This is a genomic window from Chryseobacterium sp. CG10_8 (assembly GCF_058117085.1).
Genome location: NZ_JBYVEB010000067.1, coordinates 1 through 19,351, shown reverse-complemented (window position 1 = coordinate 19,351; position 19,351 = coordinate 1). Strand labels below are relative to the sequence as shown.

16 protein-coding genes are annotated in these 19,351 nt (G+C 36.5%); 7 read left to right on the top strand and 9 right to left on the bottom strand.

Features of this window, described 5'->3' with window-relative positions:
- Window positions 1-37: 37 nt before the first annotated feature.
- The gene (locus AC4AGG_RS11210) at window positions 38-469 is read left to right on the top strand and encodes a nucleoside deaminase (RefSeq protein WP_489772091.1); all 432 of its coding nucleotides are present in this window, start codon (window positions 38-40) and stop codon (window positions 467-469) included.
- Window position 470: 1 nt separating this feature from the next.
- Here the strand turns inward: AC4AGG_RS11210 and AC4AGG_RS11205 are convergent, their stop codons facing one another.
- Window positions 471-1,229 carry a type III pantothenate kinase gene (locus AC4AGG_RS11205; RefSeq protein ID WP_489772089.1) on the bottom strand — a complete coding sequence of 253 codons (759 nt, stop codon included), beginning with the start codon at window positions 1,227-1,229 and terminating at the stop codon, window positions 471-473.
- Window positions 1,230-1,247: 18 nt separating this feature from the next.
- Window positions 1,248-3,089 carry a M1 family metallopeptidase gene (locus AC4AGG_RS11200; protein WP_489772088.1) on the bottom strand — a complete coding sequence of 614 codons (1,842 nt, stop codon included), beginning with the start codon at window positions 3,087-3,089 and terminating at the stop codon, window positions 1,248-1,250.
- Between the two features lie 130 nt (window positions 3,090-3,219).
- Here AC4AGG_RS11200 and AC4AGG_RS11195 point away from each other — a divergent pair, with 130 nt between their 5' ends.
- The gene (locus tag AC4AGG_RS11195) at window positions 3,220-3,633 is read left to right on the top strand and encodes a type II 3-dehydroquinate dehydratase (protein WP_489772087.1); all 414 of its coding nucleotides are present in this window, start codon (window positions 3,220-3,222) and stop codon (window positions 3,631-3,633) included.
- A gap of 54 nt (window positions 3,634-3,687) precedes the next feature.
- Here AC4AGG_RS11195 and AC4AGG_RS11190 read toward each other — a convergent pair whose 3' ends face one another.
- Window positions 3,688-5,196 (bottom strand): FMN-binding glutamate synthase family protein, encoded by a 1,509-nt coding sequence (locus AC4AGG_RS11190; RefSeq protein WP_489772086.1) that lies wholly within the window; start codon window positions 5,194-5,196, stop codon window positions 3,688-3,690.
- A 233-nt stretch (window positions 5,197-5,429) separates the two neighbouring features.
- Here AC4AGG_RS11190 and AC4AGG_RS11185 point away from each other — a divergent pair, with 233 nt between their 5' ends.
- The 3 genes from AC4AGG_RS11185 (at window position 5,430) to AC4AGG_RS11175 (ending at window position 10,634) form a co-directional block, all read left to right on the top strand.
- The gene (locus tag AC4AGG_RS11185) at window positions 5,430-8,384 is read left to right on the top strand and encodes a SusC/RagA family TonB-linked outer membrane protein (protein ID WP_489772085.1); all 2,955 of its coding nucleotides are present in this window, start codon (window positions 5,430-5,432) and stop codon (window positions 8,382-8,384) included.
- A gap of 5 nt (window positions 8,385-8,389) precedes the next feature.
- Window positions 8,390-9,904 (top strand): RagB/SusD family nutrient uptake outer membrane protein, encoded by a 1,515-nt coding sequence (locus tag AC4AGG_RS11180; RefSeq protein WP_489772084.1) that lies wholly within the window; start codon window positions 8,390-8,392, stop codon window positions 9,902-9,904.
- A gap of 148 nt (window positions 9,905-10,052) precedes the next feature.
- Complete coding sequence (locus AC4AGG_RS11175) at window positions 10,053-10,634, top strand: DUF502 domain-containing protein (RefSeq protein WP_489772083.1); 582 nt, start codon at window positions 10,053-10,055, stop codon at window positions 10,632-10,634.
- A gap of 233 nt (window positions 10,635-10,867) precedes the next feature.
- On the opposite strand, the gene AC4AGG_RS11170 is transcribed toward AC4AGG_RS11175, so the two are convergent.
- The 5 genes from AC4AGG_RS11170 to AC4AGG_RS11150 form a co-directional block, all read right to left on the bottom strand.
- A complete protein-coding gene (locus tag AC4AGG_RS11170; protein ID WP_489772082.1) occupies window positions 10,868-11,032 on the bottom strand; it encodes a hypothetical protein in 165 nt (54 codons plus the stop codon).
- A gap of 1 nt (window position 11,033) precedes the next feature.
- Window positions 11,034-12,374 (bottom strand): tRNA (N(6)-L-threonylcarbamoyladenosine(37)-C(2))-methylthiotransferase MtaB, encoded by a 1,341-nt coding sequence (gene mtaB, locus AC4AGG_RS11165; RefSeq protein WP_489772081.1) that lies wholly within the window; start codon window positions 12,372-12,374, stop codon window positions 11,034-11,036.
- An 85-nt stretch (window positions 12,375-12,459) separates the two neighbouring features.
- Window positions 12,460-13,044 (bottom strand): cysteine dioxygenase, encoded by a 585-nt coding sequence (locus AC4AGG_RS11160; protein WP_489772080.1) that lies wholly within the window; start codon window positions 13,042-13,044, stop codon window positions 12,460-12,462.
- A gap of 116 nt (window positions 13,045-13,160) precedes the next feature.
- Complete coding sequence (locus AC4AGG_RS11155) at window positions 13,161-13,751, bottom strand: DUF1572 family protein (RefSeq protein WP_489772079.1); 591 nt, start codon at window positions 13,749-13,751, stop codon at window positions 13,161-13,163.
- A 44-nt stretch (window positions 13,752-13,795) separates the two neighbouring features.
- Window positions 13,796-14,593, bottom strand: a complete 798-nt coding sequence (locus AC4AGG_RS11150; protein WP_489772078.1) for a hypothetical protein — start codon at window positions 14,591-14,593, stop codon at window positions 13,796-13,798.
- Window positions 14,594-14,812: 219 nt separating this feature from the next.
- On the opposite strand from AC4AGG_RS11150, the gene glgP reads away from it, so the two are divergent.
- On the top strand, window positions 14,813-16,474 hold the full coding sequence (glgP, locus tag AC4AGG_RS11145) for an alpha-glucan family phosphorylase (protein ID WP_489772090.1): 1,662 nt from the start codon (window positions 14,813-14,815) through the stop codon (window positions 16,472-16,474).
- Between the two features lie 79 nt (window positions 16,475-16,553).
- A complete protein-coding gene (locus AC4AGG_RS11140; RefSeq protein WP_489772077.1) occupies window positions 16,554-18,680 on the top strand; it encodes a S9 family peptidase in 2,127 nt (708 codons plus the stop codon).
- A gap of 65 nt (window positions 18,681-18,745) precedes the next feature.
- Here the strand turns inward: AC4AGG_RS11140 and AC4AGG_RS11135 are convergent, their stop codons facing one another.
- Entirely contained in the window at window positions 18,746-19,327 is a 582-nt protein-coding gene (locus AC4AGG_RS11135) for a TlpA family protein disulfide reductase (RefSeq protein WP_489772076.1), read from the bottom strand.
- Window positions 19,328-19,351 lie beyond the last annotated feature (24 nt).

Sequence of the window (19,351 nt, the reverse complement as noted above, 5' to 3'; positions counted from 1 at the left end):
AAATTATATTCAACATTTTTGCAACCAAATGGATAATATGTTTACAGACGAGTATTTCATGAAAATCGCTTTACAAGAAGCACAATATGCAATGGAGAAAGATGAAGTCCCAGTTGGATGTATTATGGTTTTCGAAAACCGTATCATAGCCAGAGCTCATAATCTCACAGAAACGCTTACTGATGTAACCGCTCATGCTGAAATGCAAGCAATTACTTCAGCCGCAAATTCTTTGGGAGGAAAATACTTGAAAGATGTTACACTTTACGTCACTCTAGAACCCTGTGTCATGTGCAGCGGAGCGCTCAGTTGGGCTCAGATTTCGAGAGTGGTGATTGGCGCAAGAGATGAGCAACGCGGATTCATCAATAAACATCTCAGTCTTCATCCAAAAACCGAAATTGTCACTGGAGTTTTAGAAAACGAGTGTCAAATGTTGATGAAAAATTTCTTTCAGTCTAAAAGATAGTTTACAAATCTTTTCCAAGAAAATACAATCCCTTCAAAGTGTGAAGACGATCTGCAACATGGATTTTTTCTGTCAACGGTTTGTAAACATGAGAAACACCACCCGTTGCGATAACAAAACAATCGCCTCCTACTTCATTATTAATTCTATCAATAAATCCTTCAACCATCCCAAGGTAGCCATAGACCATTCCACTTTGCATACAAGAGACGGTATCTATTCCCAGAACAGATTTCGGTTTTACCAATTCGATTTCAGGAAGTTGAGCGGTATCATGAACCAAAGAATTGAGAGACGTAATAATCCCCGGCGCAATAATTACGCCTATCACCTCGCCTTTTTCGTCTATACAACTTGCAGTAAGCGCAGTCCCAAAATCGAAAATAATTTTCTTTTTTCCAGGATACAAAGTATGTGCAGCAACAAGGTTTGCGAAAATATCCGTCCCCATTTGTTTTGATTTTGGAATGACAACACTTGGTGTATTTCTATCTACCAAAACGGGTTCTTTGCCATGAATTTTTTTTATTGCACCAATGACATCATGAGTAATCTGCGGAACAACGGAACCAATAATAATCTTTTCGATGCTTTCTACATCAATCTTATACGACTGATACAACATCAAAAACTGAACATAGATTTCGTCGCGAGTACGATAAGGTTTTGTGTTGATGACCCAAGAAACTTCGCACTCGTCGTCATGAAAAAGTCCAAAACGAATATTAGTGTTTCCTATATTGATTACTATTGAATTCATGAAATGTAAAGATGTGTATTATTTAACTTCAACAAAATTATCTGCGGGATTAACATCTGCCAATCTTTGTGACAAATCTATGCCTAATAATTGAATTTCTGATTTATTATATGGAATTGTAAAAGTATATTCCTTCTGTGTCCAAGGCCAATATTGCAATTTCGTCATTGGGCCAAAATAGTCGCTATACTTCCACGTTCTCGTCAAGTTCACAGGAATCTGATAGTATTTTACCGTTTGGTCTTGCAACAAAACTCCAAAATCTATCGGCATTGGTATTTCACCATTATTTTCTAAAGTAATTGTCGTGAAATTTTCACCATACTGCACATTTTTGATGGCATAATCAATCGTCTTTGTTGTATTAATCCAATAATGCTGAAACCACTTAAGGTCCATTCCGGAGTATTTTTGCGCTAAATGTAGAAAATCTCTTTCAGTGGGGTGTTTAAGCTTCCAAATTCTAAAATATTCTCTCATCACTGTCGTCAAATTTTTCTCTCCCATAATGTAGCCAAATTGTACAAGAAACAATTCACCTTTGACATAGGAAGAGTAAGTATAAGATTTTCCTCTTTCGTGCTGGTCAGCTAGCCAAACTGCAGGCTCTTCCTTTCCCTTCTTTACAAAATCAATATAGCTAGCAATCGTTTTGGAAAAAGGATTCGCCAATCTATTATTAGGGAAAAGCTGATACATCACCCAACTTTCTGCGTAACTAGTAAATCCTTCATCTAGCCATGGTCTCACACTTTCATTACTCGCCAACATCTGTTGATACCAAGAGTGTCCCGCTTCATGAACCATAAGACCAACCAAGTCCTCTAACTTTTTGGCTTCTCCCAACATTATTGTACACATCCCATACTCCATTCCACCGTCACCTCCTTGAATAAAGGAATAGGTTGGATACTCATACTTCCCGAATTGCGCATTCATCAATTGAAAAAACTGAGTTATCAATGGTTTGGACTCCTCCCAAAAAAGCATTTTTTCGGATTTTTGATATACGTAAAAGACTTCTGGACCATCTAAAACCGTAAAACTTTCTACGGTATAATCAGGATCTGCCGCCCAAGCAAAATCCAAAATATTTTTAGCTTTCCATTTCCATTCTACCTTGCCATTACTATCTGGATTTATCTTCGGATTTTCGGAATAACCTTTAACGTCATTACTATTTTCCAAAATCCCTCCCGCTCCTACAACATAATCCTGATTGATTTTGATATGAACGTCAAAATCTGCAAAAGGCGCATGAAACTCTCTTCCAACATAATCAAAAGTAGCCCATCCATCATAATCATATTCTGCAATTTTGGGATACCATTGAGTCATTGTCAATGCAATTCCTTCGGTATTATTTCTTCCACTTCTCCTAATTTGTTTAGGAACTACAGCATCCCATTCCATAGTAAAAGTCGTACTGGATTTAGGTTTTATTGGCTCAACCAGTTCAACACGCATAATGGTTTCTTGGATTTCGAACTTGAGATTTTTCCCATTTTGTTTAATCCAATGAATATTTTGGGCTCCCTCTTCATCCGGTAGAATCGTCGTTAATGTAGATTTTCCATCTTTAAATAATTTTGAATCGCCTTCAGCTCCTTCACGCTGAACTTTCTGATCCATCATAGAGCCAGGCTTGAAGGCGTTCCAATACAGATGAAAATAGACTACTTTGAGTTCGTCAGGCGAATTATTGGTGTAAGTAATCGTCTGATTACCATTGTATGTGAAATTTTCAGCATCAACATCAATATCCATTTCATATTTAGCAAACTGCTGATAATAAGAACCTTGCTGTGCGCTAAGCCCAATGAAAAAGACAATAAAAAAGCTAAATAAATACTTTGTCATGTACCATTTTTTGAGCCCGAAAGATAAGAAATTTTGAAAAACAGTCGAAACCATGAACTTTTGTACTTGGTTTGCGGAGTTAAAAACTTTTGTTTTTTATATCTTTGAAAATGTTAATCAGAGACTTAATATGAAAATCCTTATCATCAACGGAGCCAATCTTAATTTATTGGGAACTCGCGAACCTGAAATCTACGGTAACACTTCAATGGATCAATACCTTGCAAGCCTCATTAACGATTTTCCAGAGCATGAAATTTCCTATTTCCAGTCCAATAGCGAATCAGAAATCATAGACCGTCTTCAAATGGATGATTTTGATGCTTTAGTGATTAACCCAGGTGCGTTTACTCACTATTCGTATGCTATCGCTGATGCTCTTAAGAACATCAAGAAAACTAAAATAGAAGTCCATATCAGTAATATCTACCAAAGGGAAGAATTTAGAAAAAAATCTGTCACGGCTGCATACAGCAATGGCATCATCTCTGGACTTGGATTAGAAGGTTACCGATTAGCCATTTCATCCATTTTGCGTTCATAAAAAAATCCGTAAAAAAATTTACGGACTCTAATCATTTTGAACATCTTCAAATTTCTATTTTTTCAAATTTTCAAAAACATTTGGGAAATACAAATCCGATAAATGTTCGAACTCATCACCTCTCATGAACATCGATGCATCCACCTCAGCATAAGATGTTCTACCAGCTGCCGCTATTAACTCGTTACATGTATGCAAAGTATTTTTGTGAAAATGATATACGCGCTCGCTTTTATCCGACACATCCAGACCTTTAATTAACATTTTGTCCTGAGTAGCTACACCAGTTGGACATTTGTTGGTATTGCATCGCAAAGCTTGAATGCATCCTAACGAAAACAAAAATCCTCTTGCATTATTACACATATCTGCACCCATTGAAATTGCCCTCAAAATATCCAAAGAGGTCAAAACTTTTCCACTGGCAATCAATCTAATTTTGTCTCTAACTCCATAATTTTTGAGCGTTTTATTTACGAAGATTAAAGCTGGTTCTAGTGGCATCCCTACTCCATCTGAAAATTCGGGAGGTGCAGCTCCTGTTCCTCCTTCCGCTCCATCAACGGTAATGAAATCTGGATAGACGTGAAGCTCATTCATCTTCTCACATATTTCTTCAAATTCACGAGTATCTCCTATACAAAGTTTGAATCCTACAGGTTTCCCTTCTGACAACGCACGAAGTTCAGAAACAAACTTCAACAAACCTGCAGCATCCGAAAAAGCCGAATGAGAGGGAGGAGAGACAATCGTTATTCCAGACTTCACGTGCCTAATTTTCGCAATTTCAGGGGTATTTTTAACTGCTGGTAAAACGCCTCCATGTCCAGGTTTTGCCCCTTGAGAAAGTTTAATCTCAATCATTTTAACATTAGAAAGCAGTGCATATTTTTTGAAGATTTCAGGTGAAAACTTTCCTTCTTCATCACGACAACCAAAGTATCCTGTTCCAATTTGCCAGCACAAATCTCCTCCTCCTTCCAAATGGTAAGGTGAGACACCTCCTTCACCTGTATTATGAAAGAAATTTCCTTTTTTTGCTCCTTTGTTTAGTGCAACTTGCGCTCTATCACTTAAGGAGCCAAAACTCATTGCTGAAATATTAAAAAGAGAAGCATAATAAGGTTGCTTACATTGGTCATTTCCTACCCATACTCTTGGTAACTCCTCAGATGGACTCTTCGCATAAATCGAATGCTTAATTCCTTCATACTTTCGATGATTAATATCTAATTGAGTCCCAAATGGTACTGTGTCACCAATATTCTTTGCTCTTCTGTAGGCCGCAGAACGTTGATTTCTTGGAAAGGGCTTCCCATCAGTTTCTCTTTCAATGAAGTACTGTTGTAATTCTGGCGAAATGCTCTCAAAAAAATATCGAAAATATCCCAACACTGGAAAATTTCTAAGAATAGCATGCTTGGTCTGCAATGCATTGTATAACCCGACCAAATAAATTACGGTTAAAATCACTGGTAGCCACCACGAAACCTCACACCATAATACATAAATCCAAGCTGAAGTACAAACAATAGCTCCAATCCAAATAAACTGAATCCTCATAATTTCACTAATTATCTTATAACTGCAAAATAACAAATCTTTTCTACATCATTTTACTTTTCTACTACTTTACAATATCGCACGTTACATGGAAAAAATATTACATATTTAATTATTCATGCCAATTCTATTAAAAGAAACACATATTTATTTAGATTATTTATAAATATTCACATATTATTTTGCAAATGAAAAATATTAATATATTTACCGACTCTTAAAAAATGTTAAAAATGTTAAAATCAAATGCTAAACTTAAAGTATTAAGCGTAGGTGTTTCCTTCTTTCTAGGGAACCTAGCTTTAGCTCAAAGTAGCAAGACTGACACTGCGAAAGTTATCGAAGAGGTTGTTGTCGTTGCCTACGGAAAGCAAAAAAAGGAGACAACAGTTGGCTCTACAGCACAAATATCAGCTGGTGATATTGGGAAAAGACCTATAACCAACGTTGCAAATGTTATTGATGGTGCCGCTCCAGGGATACAAGTATCCGCAGGAGATGGTCAACCAGGAAGTTTACCATCGATCAGAATTAGAGGATTCTCGAGTTATTCGGCAGCCAACAGCCCTCTTTATGTTGTGGATGGCGTGGTATTTAATGGTAGCATTGCTGCACTTAACCCACAAGATATAGAGTCAATGAGTGTTCTAAAAGACGCTTCATCAACCTCATTATATGGTTCTAGTGCTGCCAATGGAGTCATCTTAATTACTACAAAAAAGGGAAAAAAAGGAAGAGATAGAATCAATTTTTCAGCAAATACCGCAATCTCACAGAGAGGTATTCAGGAATATGATCGCGTCGATCCAATGAACTATTATTTGTTAAATTGGGAAGCCATCAGAAACGGAAGATTAACGACCGGAGCTAGTGCAACTACTGACTTAGCAAACACCTACGCTAATGCTAATTTAATTAATGTCTTAGGACAGAATATCTACAATGTAGCTAATAACGAATTGGTTGTTAACGGGACATTTAATCCGAATGCTTCCCTTAAATTCACAGACCTTGATTGGGGCAAAGACCTCTTTAAAACAGGTATTCGTCAAGCTTACGACCTTAATTATAGTGGATCAGGAGAAAAATCAACCTATTATGCATCTATTGGATACCTTAATGACAAAGGATATTTGATTAAATCTGATTTTGAAAAACTTTCTGCTAGATTAAACACAGAAAGCCAATTGAGAGATTGGGTTAAAGTAGGAATTAACTTGTTCGGTGCTCATACTTTAAGTAATAACGGATACGATGGAGCTAGCAACAACTCGTCAATTGTTAATCCATATAGATTTTCAAGATTCATGAGTTCGATTTATAGCCCATACCTTCACAATGCCGATGGTAGCAATGTTTATGATGATGAGGGACAGAAAGTATACGATTTTAACCAATTAGGAACAACACCAAGAGGAGGTAGTGCGTATACTGGTAGAAATGCGATCTATGAACTAATGCTTAACATGGACAAAACAAGAGCTTACAATATCAATTCTAGAGCTTTTGCAGAATTCCAAATTTTGAAAGACCTTAAATTTACCATTAACGGAGGTTTCGATACGAGAAATACTTACCGTCGCGAATATGGAAACAACATTTTGGGAGATTCTGCTCCTGGTGGATCCGCAGCTAAAACAAGTACTTTTACAAGAAGTTCAACTTTCAACCAACTCTTGAATTACACCAAAAGGTTAGACAGCCATAACTTCGATTTCCTATTAGGACACGAGAATAACTCCTACTACTTCGAGTACTTATATGGATACAAACAAGGACAAGTTGGTGAAAACAATGATGACTTAGCTAACTTTATTACTCCAACATCGTTAACTTCTTACACTGATAGTTACACCAAGGAAGCATATTTCACAAGATTAAATTACGATTATAACGAGAAATATCTCCTTTCCGCATCATTTAGAAGAGACGCTTCTTCACGATTTGCACCAGAATACAGATGGGAAAACTTCTGGTCAGTAGGAGGTGGTTGGAGAGTCAATAAAGAAAACTTCATGAGCAACGTGAACTTTGTTAACGAACTCAAACTGAGAGCTTCTTACGGACAAGTAGGAAACGACCAAGGTATTTCTTATTACGCGTACAAAGATTTATTCTCATTCAATAATAATGCAACCGAAGGAGGATTGGTATTATATGATATATCCAAGCGAGATATTACCTGGGAAAGCAATAACCAGTTTGACGCGGGAGTTGACTTTTCATTCCTAAATCGTAGAGTTTCCGGGTCATTCGAGTGGTATAGAAGAATCACCGATGGACTACTTTTCAACGTTCCAGTACCAGTATCAAGTGGAATTCCGGACAACAACATCATCGCCAATGTAGGTGCTTTAGAAAACAAAGGTATCGAAGCTTCACTTAATCTAGGAATTGTTAGAAATTCTAATTTTAAGTGGGATTTCACAGTTAACGCATCAACTCTGCACAATGAGATGACCAAGCTTCCAGAAGGACAAACTGAAATCATCAACGGTTCCAAAAAATTAATGGTCGGGACTTCTATCTATGACTATTGGTTAAGACAGTGGTATGGTGTTGATCCATCAAACGGTGATGGACTTTTCTTACTTGACGAAAAATATATCAGCACTCCTATTACAGGTCAGGATAAACAAATCGATGGAGTATGGGTAACCAATAGATCTTCGAGAGCTAAATATGATTATAGCGGATCTGCAATTCCTGATGTTTTTGGTAGCGTTAGAAACGAATTCACATTCAAAAACATCACTTTATCTGCATTAATCACCTACCAGTTCGGCGGAAAAGTGTTTGACTCCAACTACCAGGCATTAATGAGCGGATATCCTCAAGGTCTTGCATTACACACTGATATGCAAAACAGATGGCAAAATCCAGGAGACATTACAGATGTGCCAAGAGTTGATAGTTCATTGTACAGTCAATACTCTGCGGATTCATCTAGATGGCTGGTTGACGCTTCTTTTGTCGCTCTAAGAAATGTTACACTTAATTATACATTTGGAAAGAGGTTTACAGAAACATTTAATGTTAATTCATTTAGCGCATATTTAAGTGGGGAAAATCTTTACTCTAAAACAAAGAGAAAAGGATTAGAACCTCAGGAAAACTTCAACGGTCTTACAACAAACCGTTACACACCTGCCCGTATTATCAGTTTAGGTATTAATGCATCATTTTAAAAATCATGAAGAGAAATAAATTTAACTTTAAAAGATTATTACTCCTATCCGCAATCGGATTATCAGTAATCACTTCTTGTAGTAGCGAATACTTGGAAACAACTCCAACCGACGCTATCGAATATGACAACACTACTGGAACACCACAAGGATTAATGAATATCATCAATGGTATCCACAGAGACATGTATGTACGTACACCTTACGGACAAGGTTATAATGGACAAACTGGTGCTATTGTTATGTTCGACTCAATGGCTGAAGACCTTGTTCATACTGCAGTAGGTCTTAACTGGCACGTAGCTGATTTGAGATGGCAAAGTGCCGATATCGACACCAGTACAGGTACCAATTATCCTTGGAGATTTTACTACAAAATCATCAACAACGCTAATATCGTTATTGCCAACGCAGCAAATGTCACCATTGGAGCAAGTACACCAGATGCGGACAAAGACCTAAGAGACCGCGCTTTGGGAGAAGCATATAGTTATAGAGCTTGGGCGCTTTTTCAACTTGTTCAGATATATGGTGGTAGATATGTTGCAGGACAAAACAATACACAACTTGGTGTAATCCTTCGTTTATTACCAAATGAAGTATCACCAATGGCGAGAAGCACTGTTGAAGAGACTTACACTCAAATCAACAACGACCTTACTATGGCTATTTCTATTCTTACTGGAAAAACAAGATCTCACAAATCTCACCTTAACGTTAATGTAGCGAGAGGAATCAAAGCAAGAGTTGCATTAGCACAAGGAAATTGGCCTGAAGCTGCTGCTCAAGCGAAACTCGCAAGAAATGGATTTACCCTGATGTCTAATGTAGAATATACTTCTGGATTCAATAAAATCGCAAGTTTAGAATGGATGTGGGCTAGTGAAATCGTAGCTGACCAAACGGACTACTTTGGGAACTTCGGAGCTTATATGTCAAGAAACTACAATTCTTCTACGATTAGACTAGCGCCGAAAGCAATCTACAAACCATTGTATGATTTGTTCCCTTCAACGGATATCAGAAAAGCTAACTTTGATGTAACCGGTCAACATACTGCACTTAACTTGCCAACTAACTTTGTGAAAAAACCATACACCTCACAGAAATTCTTAGCGGTAAGTACTGGTGACAGTAGATGTGATGTACCTTATATGAGAGCAGCTGAAATGTACCTTATTGAAGCCGAAGCTCTAGCTAGAAACAATCAAGAGGCAGATTCAAAAACCGTCTTCAACGTACTTGCACTTAATAGAAACCCTGCTTATACTAGCTCCACGACAGGTTCTGCTTACATTACTGAAATTATGAACAGTAGAAGATTAGAACTTTGGGGTGAAGGCTTCCGTTGGTTTGACCTTAAGAGACTTAATCTTCCTGTAGTAAGAAATGCAACAGGGTCTAATCACGTATCTACCGTAATTAATAGCGTAAACGTAGTGGCAGCAGATGACGCTAGATGGAATTTCAAAATTCCAATTAGTGAGCTTAATGCCAACCCACTTTGTGTACAAAACTAAGCACATTCATATCAATATTTTTATAAGAGACTACCTCACTTGTGGGGTAGTCTTTTAGTTTTATTATTTTCGAGCGAATTAAATTTTTAGTTAAATTTGTACAAGTTTCTTTGTAAAATACAAAGCTATTAATCAATAAACACAAACCATGGACATTAAAAAAATTCTTCGCAAACTCCTATTGGGAGCTATGTTTGCGCTTCCTTTCTTAGCAATTTTCATCATTATTGAAAAAATTTGGCAACGATTCAGCGGATTAAGTTCAAAAATCGGTGAATTCGTTGGAAACAAAACGCTACTTGGAGCATACACCGAAACAATTTTCTTAATTATTTTCTTTCTTATCGCCTTCTATCTTATAGGAAACTTAACTAACAACCGACTTTCAGCAAGACTTCATAAAGCAATAGAAAAGGGAATACTGGAGTACATTCCTGGATACTTAGTTTATAAAAACAAAATGGCGCAAGCGCTTGACACGACTTCTGGGGAAAGAAAAGCTATCTACTTGGTATTTGAAGAAGAGAAAAAACCAGCCATCCTTATCGAACGTACAGAAACAGAAGCTCTCGCATTTGTTCCTGGTATCCCCGACACCAACAGCGGAGAAGTTGTTATCGTTCCTATCGAAACGGTCGAATACGTTGACATGCCAGTTAAAAAATTCATCAACCACCTTCAACTTACAGGAAAAGGACTTCTAAAAGGAGAAGATAGCCTTCCAATTTAGAATACAATTTTAAGCATTAACCGAAAAAGATTAATCTTTCTATTTTCAAACCAAAAGGTTTGAAGAAGGAACTTACGCTCAAGAACAAAATCATTTAGAACCCATCCATTATTAACATTTTCAGAAATACATTTTCAAAACTGTCGATTGTTCTAAATTTCAAAAACTAAAATTTTTGTTAAAAAAAATAATGGCTTCAAAGTTCTCATTCAGCGAAGTGACTCCGTGTGATTTTAAGATTTCTTTTCTTTAGCAAAAAGACCAGCAAATAGTGTAACAAGACCCAATCCGATAAATATGTAACCAAAAGTATCGCTCTCGTCCTCACTTGCTATTTTCATTCCTCCTCTAATAATCATTACAACACCAAGAAGGATAGGCCAAATTTTCTTCCCCATTTTAGATTTTATTTAAAAACTCTTCGAAAGCGGCAACAACGGACGCACTTCCATCCGCCTCTATTTTTTGAAGACTTACTTTTTCAATTTGATTAACGAAATTAGCATCAAACGGCTTCTGCACTCGAACATAATTCTCAGTAAAACCATACATCATTCCATTTTTGTTCTCATGTTCCCAAAGGACAGGTAAAGTTTTTCCAAGCTGGGTCTGATAAAATTCCATTTTCTTTTTTTCAGAAAGAATGCGGAGCATTTTGTTGCGCTTCTTTCTCTCGGAAATAGGCACTACGCCCTCCATATCTACCGCTTCTGTATTTTCCCTTTCGGAATAAGTAAATACATGTAGGTACGAAATCGGCAAATCTTTAATAAAATTATAGGTCTCAAAAAATTTCTCATCGGTCTCACCAGGAAATCCAACAATAACATCCACTCCTATAGCCGCATCGGGCATCACTTCCCTTATTTTTGCAACTCTATCCGAGTACAGTTGGGTTAGATAACGACGTTTCATTTTTTTCAACAAATCATCGCTTCCACTTTGCAATGGAATATGAAAATGTGGAACAAAACTTCGACTGCGAGACACCAAATCGATGCTTTCATCTTTCAAAAGATTAGGCTCAATAGAAGAAATTCGGATTCTTTCAATCCCCTCTACTTTATCCAACTCTTTGATTAAATCCAAAAAGGTGTGTTCGTGCTTTTTGTTTCCAAATTCACCCTTTCCATAGTCTCCAATATTAACTCCAGTCAGGACAATTTCTTTAATATCTTGAGCAGCGATTTCTTTAGCATTCTTCACTACACTTTCGATGGTATCCGAACGCGAAATTCCCCTTGCTAAAGGAATCGTGCAATAAGTACATTTGTAATCGCAACCGTCTTGAACTTTCAGGAAAGCTCTCGTTCTATCTCCAATAGAATAACTTCCAATGAAGAAATCAGCTTCTTCAATTTCGCAGGAATGCACCAATCCTTCACTTTTGGATTTTTCCAAATCCTCCAAATAACTGGCAATATTGAATTTTTCTTTAGCTCCCAAAACCAAATCCACCCCTTCAATACGAGAAATTTCTTCCGGTTTCAACTGAGCATAACAACCCACTATAACCACCAAACCATCAGGATTAGCTTTCATGGCGCGTTTTACATGAAGCTTACACTCGCGGTCGGCGTTCTCAGTTACAGAACAAGTGTTAATCACGTACACATCCGCGGGATCATCAAAACTCACTTTAGCGTAGCCCGACTCGGTTAATTGACGTGCAATAGTAGAGGTTTCGGCAAAATTAAGTTTGCAACCTAATGCATGATATGCTGCTGTTTTCTTTAACATAATGGAGAAAAAAATCGGCAACAAATTTACGGAAAATTAATCAGTCATTTTCGAATGCTGTTAAGAGCCTTTTTTGGACAACGTTTTATATCTTGACAATCTTTTCAAAAGATTCATCGTTCAAATTCCATGAACATGAGGGCGCCTTGTCACTCAACCAAGCAATTTTTCGAAATTCGGTATCAAATAATCGTACTCCTTGGAGATTAAGTTGAGCTGTTCTGTAGATATGTAAGGAAACCGAAATTCCTTCGGCATTATTGATAATACTGTGGATCCCTCCTTTTTCTTCTGGAAATAATTGCCCTTCTTTCGCAGTGGCAATTCCATCGTATTCTATAAAATTAAAATTCTCTCGATAACTGACCTCTGTAAGACTACCTTTTAAGATTTTGATCTGTCCATCATAATTTTTATGGTCATGGATTGCCGTCTGATTGTCCACTCCCCACAGCATGAGAATGGCAACACACTCATTATCGCTATACACTGCAACCCTCTCATAAGTTTCATCTCTGACAGCTCTACTATCTAAATCAAACAATTCGTCATAATCTTCGTAGTTGAAAGAGAAAAGTGCTTTAGCGGTATCATCAAATGTTTGTGGATGAAGTTTAAGTTGACTCAGACAATCGACTAAAGATTTGGAGGTTACAGTTTCGGTTTTCATAGCTCTGGAATTAATGATTTAGTCTCGTAAAGATATAGACTGAATCTCATATCCTATAAAATTCCCGCTCTGATTTTTATCATAAAAGTCAGATATACAACAATATGCAAATTTTATTAAACTTCGTAGTCTTCTCGAATTTCGGGACTTTTAGCAAAACAAACTGGCGAAGAATTCTCATGACTATCCTGAGAATGAGTCACTTCCTTCATTTCAGAATTATACTCTTTCGATTTGTTTTTTGCAATAGAAAGTGTTTCCCAGTCCTCATTTTTGGTCATTTTTGCAACATAAATAATCTGACCAATATGATAAGGATAGTGAGCCAATTGCCGAAGCATCGCATCCAAAACCGAATGCTTTTCTCCTCTGATATAAATTTCTGAATGCAAATTTTCTGCAGTTATTTGCTTCAAAGCTTGAAAAAGACAAGTCCATCCCTGCTCCCAATAGTCTAAAACTTCTTGTTTGGAACCAAATTCATTCACAAACTCTGCATCCCTATTTCGCCAAGGTTTTTCACCATCTTCCGTCAGAAAGTTAGTCCACCTCGACAGCATATTTCCCGCAATATGCTTTACAATAATGGCAATCGAATTGATTTCTTCGTTGTATTGCCAAAACATTTGATCTTCAGAAAGCTGTCGAAAAGTCTTGTCACCAAGCTCCTTGTAATACTGAAATCTCTTAATAAATAACTCTACCATTTTAAATTCCTATTGAATATAACTTAACCAACTAATCCCGAATTCTATTTAATTCTTGTCAAATTTCCACACATATTTTCCAAATGTAGAATCCTATGAAACGGCGAATGTATCTTCTCCAATTCTTCTTTATCCTGAATCATGCTGTATCTTGAAGCCAAAGAATTCATATCCGATACAATCACCAGCCAACATTCGTCAACACTACGGTCGTAGTAAGGATATTTCTCGTTTTTCTTTTCAATAAGTTCAATGATTTTTTCAGAAGATAAGGTATCAAACAAGCTCATATTGTAGTCATGAGTAATGAAAACATTGCGCCTATGTTTGGACTTTCTTATGTTTTTAACAGCGCCAAGAGCCTTATTTTTTTTAATACTATTCGTAATCTGTTGTACGATTTCCGGTTGACGATGGATAAAATCAGCTAAAGTCAACTCTCGAAACTCTAAGAAATATACTCCCCGAAACTTTGTTGCATCCTCTTTTTCCAATAAAATTTCAGCCTCTCGAAAAATTCGGTTCATGAGACATTCGATCTTCTTAAGCTCAAGATGATTAATGACTTCTGTGAGTTCAATTCCAATTTTCTTACCTCCAATATTGGCGATAAAATCAGGACTTTCACAGATTAAACTTTCAAATTGAATTTCGGGATAATGATGAAGAAAAGAGTTGAGAAGAAGGATTTCTAATTTTTTCTTGTGTTTTTCTCTCACATGAAGTTGCGAGTGGTCAATCTGGCGGTGATACTTCTCTATCGGCTTCTTTTTAAGATGTCGGTTGAGATAATATAAAGAAAGATTCTTGACTAAATCTTCCTCAGAAAACACCTTCTTCATAGTTGAAAGATTTGAAAATCAAAAAATTACGAGTTAAATGTAATCAAAATTAATGAAAACCAATACAATACTAAAAAAAATTAACATAGATACTAATCCTCCATGACCATTTTACAATAGATGACATTTAACCATAATTCGCAAACTTAATTTGTGAATCAGTGATGTACAACGTAAAAATTCATAAATTTGCCCCTTAATTTTTTAAAAAAATTGATGATGGATTTTAAAAACTTCGAAATGCCTTACAGCATTAACCCGGAATACAATAAAAAAGCAGCTTACTTCTCAATGGAATTTGCCGTTGACCAAGCTTTAAAAATATACTCCGGCGGACTCGGGTTCTTAGCAGGTTCTCACATGAAGAGTGCCTATAACCTGAAACAAAATTTAGTTGGAATCGGGATTCTTTGGAAATTCGGTTACTATGATCAAGCAAGAAATCACGACCAAACATTGCAACCAACTTGGACTAAGAAAATGTACAGCTTTTTGCAAGATACAGGAATCAAGTTCCAAATTGAGATTCATAGCGCACCAGTTTGGGTAAAAGTATGGTATCTTGATCCAGAAATCTTCCACACCGCTCCAATGTTTTTCCTTTCAACAGACGTTCCAGAAAACGATCATATCTCCAAAACTATTTGCCACAAATTATATGACGGTAACGACTCTACCAAAGTAGCTCAATACATTCTACTGGGTAAAGGAGGTGCAAAACTTTTGGATGAAATGAATTTCGAAAGAGACGTTTACCACTTGAACGAAGCTCACGGACTTCCAGCTGCTTTCTACCTATTGAAAAAATATGGTGGTGACTTGCAAAAAGTGAGAGAAAAATTAGTTTTCACAACGCACACTCCAGAAGAAGCTGGAAACGAAAAGCATAGTCTAAGATTATGTTATGACATGTCTTACTTCAGTGGATGCTCACTTGAAGAAGTGAAGATGATTGAAGGATATCCAGATCCTAACCTTTTCAACCACTCTCTTTGCGCACTAAGAATGGCAAGAATTGCTAATGGTGTATCTCAGCTTCATGGTAAAGTTTCCAATGAAATGTGGAACAAATACGATGGAATTTGTGAAATCAAATCGATTACTAATGCTCAAGAATTCAAGTATTGGGCTGATCATCCTTTGTACGATTTCAAAGATCAGAACGATAGTGACTCTTTCGATTACAGAAAAAGACACATCAAAAAAAGATTATTCAAAACCGTTGCAGATCAGTGTGGAAAATTATTTGACCCAACTGTATTGACCATTGTTTGGGCAAGACGTTTTGCGGGATACAAGCGTGCTGACTTGTTGCTTCATGACAAAGAACGTTTTATGAAAATGTTGAACAATCCAAAATATCCTGTACAAATCATTTGGGCTGGAAAACCTTATCCTTTGGATTATTCTGCAATTTCTACTTTCAACTCTTTGGTTGAAGAAAGCAAAGGACACAAAAACATGGCCGTACTTACAGGTTATGAGCTGGCTTTGAGTAGATTGATGAAGCAAGGTTCTGACGTTTGGTTAAACAACCCTCGTGTTCCAAGAGAAGCTTCTGGTACTTCGGGAATGACGGCAGCAATGAACGGTTCTGTTAACCTTTCTACAGATGACGGATGGATTCCAGAATTTGCAAAACCAGGTGTTAACTCATTTGTAGTTCCAAAAGCTGATTACGAAAATATGTCAGTGTATGAGCAAGACGCTTATGACCTTAACACACTTTATGATATTTTGGAAAACGAAGTAATCCCAACTTATTACGAAGACAGAAATAAGTGGAGAAAAATCACTCAAACTGCAATGGACGATGTTAAGGCACAATTTAACAGTGACCGAATGGCAGCTGAGTACTATAGAGAAATCTACAACGCTTAAACCTAAAAATTTAGATATTGAAATCTGCGGAACGCTCCGCAGATTTTTTTTTATATTTGGACTCATTATATAGAAGATTATGAAAAGACTTTTATTGGCAGCAACCCTACTCTATTCCGTTGTTGCTTTTTCTCAAGAAATCACGTTAGACAAAATCTATTCTGGGTATTATCGTGGAAAAGGAATTGCTGGAATCGCCTCCCTCAAAGACGGTGACAACTACGCCACCATCGAACGTGGAGGAATCGTCAAGTACGATTACAAATCCAATAAAAATCAAGGATACATCGCCGAGGGAAGCTTCGAAAGCTATGAATTTTCTGATGACGAATCCAAAATTCTTCTTTTAAAAGAATCACAACCGATCTATAGACACTCTTTCTTGGGAAAATTTGATATTAAAGATCTAAAATCAGAAAAAACCATCAGTCTTAATAACGGAAATTTTGTTCAAGAACCACGTTTTTCTCCCGATGCAACCAAGGTTGCCTTTATTTCCGAGAATAACTTATTTTATCAAGATTTGAATTCAGGAAAGATTATCCAAATCACCAAAGACGGAGAAAAAAATAAAATTCTCAATGGATTAGCAGACTGGGTCTACGAAGAAGAATTCGGGCACGCAAGACAATATGAATGGACTAAAAATTCTGATGCGATAGTCTTCGTTAAATCCAACGAATCTCAAGTTCCAGAAATGTACATCCCCATCTACGGAAAGCAGTTATATCCTTCGGAAATGCGTTTCAAATACCCGAAAGCGGGAGAAAAAAACTCCGAAGTTTCAGCTCATCTATATCGTTTGGACTCCGAAAAAACGATAGGTTTAAATTTAAATTCATTTAAAAACTATTATATACCGAATGTCTATCAGACCGCAAGTTCGGACGAAATCGTACTTATCACTTCAGACCGAATCCAGAATGCTTCGGACGTTTTAAAAGTGAACACCAAAACCGGTGATATCAAAAAATTGTTTACCGAATCTGATTCCAAATGGGTAGATACAGATAATGTGACTTTAGAATTTTTGGATGATAATTCCTTTATTTGGGGAAGCGAAAGAGACGGCAATCGTCATCTCTACTGGTACGAAGCGGACGGAAAACTCAAGAAACAAATCACCAAAGGAAATTGGGAAGTCACCGAATATTATGGATACAATCCCAAAACAAAAGAAGTTCTCATCCAGACGACTCAGAACGGAAGCATTAACAAAGTAATTTCCAAACTCAACATCAACAATGGTAAAAGCCAAATTATTTCAGCAAAAGAGGGAACTAATGCTGCAGATTTTAGCAAAAACTTCAATTACTTTATAGAAACCTATTCCAGCGCTGCAAAACCATATACTTTCACTTTGAAGGATGGAAATGGAAACGTACTGAAGGAATTACAAAACAACGATGAGCAACTTTCCAAATTGAAAAGTGACAATTTAGTCGTTAAGGAATTTATCACCATTCCAAATGCAGCTGGTGACCAAATGAATGCGTACATCATGAAGCCAAAGGATTTTAACCCTAATAAGAAATATCCATTGTTCATGTACCAATATTCAGGTCCGGGTTCACAAAGTGTTTCCAACTCTTGGGACGGAGGAAATGGACTTTGGTTCAATTTATTAGTGCAGAAGGGATATATTGTTGCTTGTGTCGACGGACGTGGTACAGGTTATAGAGGAGCACAATACAAAAAAGTAACCTACATGAATCTTGGTCATTACGAAATCGAAGACCAAATCACTGCTGCAAAATGGTTCGGAAACCAAACGTACATCGACAAAACAAGAATTGGAATATTTGGATGGAGTTTCGGAGGATACATGGCAAGTTTAGCTTTGACCAAAGGTGCAGATGTTTTCAAGGCGGGAATTGCAGTAGCACCAGTGACCAATTGGAGGTATTACGATACTATTTACACTGAAAGATATTTGCGAACACCACAGGAAAACGCAGATGGTTATGATAAAAATTCGCCAACGGAATATGCGGATTTAATGAAAGGAAAATTCCTTTTGATTCACGGTACCGCTGATGATAATGTGCATTTTCAAAACTCTATGGGATTTTCGGAAGCTTTGATTCAAAGAAAAAAACAATTCGAATTCATGGCGTATCCCGACAAAAACCACGGAATCTATGGTGGAATGACCAGACCACAACTCTATGAAAAAATGACGAATTTTATTTTAGAGAATTTATAATTTAACCTAAATAAAAACAGATAGAGCTTCGAAAAATTTCGAAGCTTTTTTTGTGAATTAACTTTTTATAATTTGGTCAAATAAGGATCTACCTCTCTTGCAAAATTGGCTTCTTCTGATTCATATGTTCCGTCAGCTAATTTTTTATACGAATCGTTGGTATTATGAATAACTTTACCTTGATTATCGAAAATTAGATATGCTGAATAGCCTGGATTAGAAAGTTTTTTACTTTCTGTAATTTCTGATATAAAATTACTATTTCTTTTTCTCGTTCCACCTTTAAATACAGAATCCTTTAATACGAGTATTTTAGCATTCGGATAGTCTGTTTTTATATAATCAATACCACTCTTCGTCCATTTATCATTTTCTGCTTCCAAAATTAAAATGTATACATCGGAATCATACTTAGATGTAATTCCCATTGCTGTTGGTAAATTTTTCCTACAAGGTGCACACCAACTTGCAAAAGTGTAAAAAATTGTATTTTGTTTACCGGTGTTTTTAGATATACATTTTATATCATTTGTATCAACCTTAAATGCATCTACAAAACTTGATTTCTCAAGTGTACAAGCATTTTTTTCTTGAGAATAAAATAATGATGCATGAACTAAAAGTGCTAGTAAAAAAAGATTTTTCATTTTAATAAATTAATCAAAAGTAAA

Coding starts and splice junctions, on each gene's coding strand:
- AC4AGG_RS11140 (WP_489772077.1), top strand. CDS start 16,554: ATGAAAAGACTTTTATTGGCAGCAACCCTACTCTATTCCGTTGTTGCT.
- AC4AGG_RS11180 (WP_489772084.1), top strand. CDS start 8,390: ATGAAGAGAAATAAATTTAACTTTAAAAGATTATTACTCCTATCCGCA.
- mtaB (WP_489772081.1), bottom strand. CDS start 12,374: ATGTTAAAGAAAACAGCAGCATATCATGCATTAGGTTGCAAACTTAAT.
- AC4AGG_RS11210 (WP_489772091.1), top strand. CDS start 38: ATGTTTACAGACGAGTATTTCATGAAAATCGCTTTACAAGAAGCACAA.
- AC4AGG_RS11160 (WP_489772080.1), bottom strand. CDS start 13,044: ATGAAAACCGAAACTGTAACCTCCAAATCTTTAGTCGATTGTCTGAGT.
- AC4AGG_RS11155 (WP_489772079.1), bottom strand. CDS start 13,751: ATGGTAGAGTTATTTATTAAGAGATTTCAGTATTACAAGGAGCTTGGT.
- AC4AGG_RS11170 (WP_489772082.1), bottom strand. CDS start 11,032: ATGGGGAAGAAAATTTGGCCTATCCTTCTTGGTGTTGTAATGATTATT.
- AC4AGG_RS11205 (WP_489772089.1), bottom strand. CDS start 1,229: ATGAATTCAATAGTAATCAATATAGGAAACACTAATATTCGTTTTGGA.
- AC4AGG_RS11185 (WP_489772085.1), top strand. CDS start 5,430: ATGTTAAAATCAAATGCTAAACTTAAAGTATTAAGCGTAGGTGTTTCC.
- AC4AGG_RS11135 (WP_489772076.1), bottom strand. CDS start 19,327: ATGAAAAATCTTTTTTTACTAGCACTTTTAGTTCATGCATCATTATTT.
- AC4AGG_RS11190 (WP_489772086.1), bottom strand. CDS start 5,196: ATGAGGATTCAGTTTATTTGGATTGGAGCTATTGTTTGTACTTCAGCT.
- AC4AGG_RS11150 (WP_489772078.1), bottom strand. CDS start 14,593: ATGAAGAAGGTGTTTTCTGAGGAAGATTTAGTCAAGAATCTTTCTTTA.
- glgP (WP_489772090.1), top strand. CDS start 14,813: ATGGATTTTAAAAACTTCGAAATGCCTTACAGCATTAACCCGGAATAC.
- AC4AGG_RS11175 (WP_489772083.1), top strand. CDS start 10,053: ATGGACATTAAAAAAATTCTTCGCAAACTCCTATTGGGAGCTATGTTT.
- AC4AGG_RS11200 (WP_489772088.1), bottom strand. CDS start 3,089: ATGACAAAGTATTTATTTAGCTTTTTTATTGTCTTTTTCATTGGGCTT.
- AC4AGG_RS11195 (WP_489772087.1), top strand. CDS start 3,220: ATGAAAATCCTTATCATCAACGGAGCCAATCTTAATTTATTGGGAACT.